The organism is Sediminibacterium soli, assembly GCF_009939225.1.
Classification (GTDB): domain Bacteria; phylum Bacteroidota; class Bacteroidia; order Chitinophagales; family Chitinophagaceae; genus Sediminibacterium; species Sediminibacterium soli.
Window position 1 is genome coordinate 1 of record NZ_JAACJR010000005.1, and the last position, 2286, is coordinate 2286.

A 2286-nucleotide genomic window follows, 5' to 3' on the forward strand; every position below is an offset into this window, starting at 1 on the left:
AACAATTACCTTAGCCAAACAAAAACTGCTGAACCAAATAAGTCCAGCAGCCTAACTTTTTTATCAATATCCTATAAAAACCAAAAAAGAAAATCCTAAACTGTCAGATCAACTACTAACTATTACAAATAATCAGACCTACATTAACTACATATTTCAACGGCCATTTTGAAGATATAAATCTGGCTACCCGTGGGCTACGCTTAAGTATTCACCACTTCTGATTAGGGTCATTGAATCGGCTATAACATTTTCGCCAAAAAATGCTGAATTGAATTGCAGTTCATTAATAGGTTTGACTCCTTCTATCATGAAATTTAAATCAGCAGGAGATTCTTTAAGTTTATAAATTATTTCAATCGGTTCATGGTTTGTATAAATCCGAAACTCGTTCACAATCTCTTCCTGTTTCAAAAATTGTTCCTTAGTTGTGTTACTAAGCAAGAAGTTATTTAAAATTATTAATGGATTTCCTCTTTGAATTTCCTGTTCAAAGGGTGAACTTATTCGATTTGTCTTTAACCGCCCAAATCGTGTTGCCGCTTCCAGCTTCTGATAGGTAACATCCAATTCAGCTAAGAATTTATTTTTCAAAATGACATAATTATAGTTATTCGAAAGCTTTTCGAAATATCTGCTTTGATATATTTTACTTAAGCATTTTAAAAATGACACATTGATATTTAATTCAGATTGCTTCTGAGGCTTTATCAATTTAAATATCTTGTCAGTTTCATGGTGAATGGTAACTTTTGTACCTGCCGCTTCAAGCCATGCTTTTAATTCTTTTTCTAATGCAGTATTTGCTAACAAACATGCTTGCTTCAAGCAGTTATTATTGAATAAAACCCTTGCAGCGATATAATCGCTTACTGCTTCCGTTTTTAAACCAATTATTCTTTTTGCATCTTCAATCACCAATTGGGTTGAACTATATTGTGCCATTTTAAAAAGTTTATAGCCAGCAAATGTTGTAATTCACTGGCTATAAAAATATTTAAAGACTTGGCAAATCCTTAGGAATATTAAGCTGGTGTGTATAATTCCTTAAAGCGGTCTCTGGATTATTACCCATCAGGAAGGCCGTCATCACTGGCGTAATACCAGCATCAATACACCTGCTTCCGAATGTGTGGCGGCAGGCATATAAAACCCGCTCCTCAATATTCAATTTTTCCAGCACCCTCTTAAATATCCTGCGCTGGAAGTTGTGGTCGTCAATTGCAACCCCATTGGGTGAAAGGAATACTAACCTTTCTGGCTCTGTATCAGCTATAAGTGGAAGCAAAATAAGGGCTAAGTCATCTGTCAGCGGGAGCACCCTTTCTTTCCCGTTCTTGGTTTCCTTCCTTATGCGCTGACTTGAACTCGTTCCCTTAAGCGACCTTGCCAAAGCCTCCTTGATTGTAATGGTTTTGGCTTTTGCATTGATGCTGCCAACTCTTAACCCTATTGCCTCTGCGTTCCTAACCCCTGTTTTGAAAATGAAGTAGAGAAACGGGTAGTAATGAGAATGTTTGTGGACTGAGGAAACTGGGCAAAAAGTATCATTCTTGACGGCTTCCAAGATTCGGCTGATTTCATTTTCATTAAAAGGCCTTCTCTTGGCCTGCCTGACTTTCTTTGACCGTTTTGGATTAATGTCCTCCAAGGCATTATACTGCCAAATTTTAGCCTTCACAAGCCATTTTACAAAGCCTTTGAGCATGGTTAACCGCCTATTGTAAGTTCCAGCACAAAAAGTTTCTTTATTCAGCTTCAAATGGATGTTGGAAGGGTTGACTTTACCCCATTTCCTGAGCATGTTTCTGACTGCGTTATAGTTAGTATGCTTGTCGCAGTCCATTTGCTTATAAACAGAAGTCCATTCTTCGAAATACTCAACAAACGATTTCTCAGATGGCGTTTCTCGAACCGGCTCAGGTATTCCCTTGTATCTGCTTAATGTGAAATCGAAGTCTTCCTTGGCAATGTCTTGTTCAATTTCCAGCGCAGTTTTTTTAGCCTGTTGTAAATGCTGCCTACTGTAAGCGGACAGGTTAATTGAGTACCGTTGTCCTGAATATCGCCACCGAAGTCTTATTCTTCCATCGGCATTTGTGACACTTACGGCACCCTTAAAGTTTTTCTGACCCATTTCTGACCCATTTTGAAGTGACAGGCCATATTTGCTCATAAATGGGCATAAAAAAAGCACTGATTAACAGTGCCTTTCAGGTGGAGAATACCGGATTCGAACCGGTGGCCTCTTGCATGCCATGCAAGCGCTCTAGCCAACTGAGCTAA

At 38.5% G+C, this 2286-nt stretch carries 2 protein-coding genes and 1 tRNA gene; all 3 read right to left on the reverse strand.

Annotated features, from left to right (window positions below):
• Positions 1-186: 186 nt before the first annotated feature.
• The 3 genes from GWC94_RS03325 to GWC94_RS03335 all read right to left on the reverse strand — a co-directional run bounded on the left by GWC94_RS03325 (position 187) and on the right by GWC94_RS03335 (position 2286).
• Positions 187-945, reverse strand: a complete 759-nt coding sequence (locus GWC94_RS03325) for a HEPN domain-containing protein (RefSeq protein WP_161833607.1) — start codon at positions 943-945, stop codon at positions 187-189.
• A gap of 52 nt (positions 946-997) precedes the next feature.
• Complete coding sequence (locus GWC94_RS03330) at positions 998-2176, reverse strand: site-specific integrase (protein ID WP_161833608.1); 1179 nt, start codon at positions 2174-2176, stop codon at positions 998-1000.
• A 42-nt stretch (positions 2177-2218) separates the two neighbouring features.
• A tRNA-Ala gene (locus tag GWC94_RS03335) sits at positions 2219-2286 on the reverse strand.

Bases quoted from the DNA above. Each gene is read 5' to 3' on its own strand.
- GWC94_RS03325 (WP_161833607.1), bottom strand. From the start codon at position 945: ATGGCACAATATAGTTCAACCCAATTGGTGATTGAAGATGCAAAAAGA.
- GWC94_RS03330 (WP_161833608.1), bottom strand. From the start codon at position 2,176: ATGAGCAAATATGGCCTGTCACTTCAAAATGGGTCAGAAATGGGTCAG.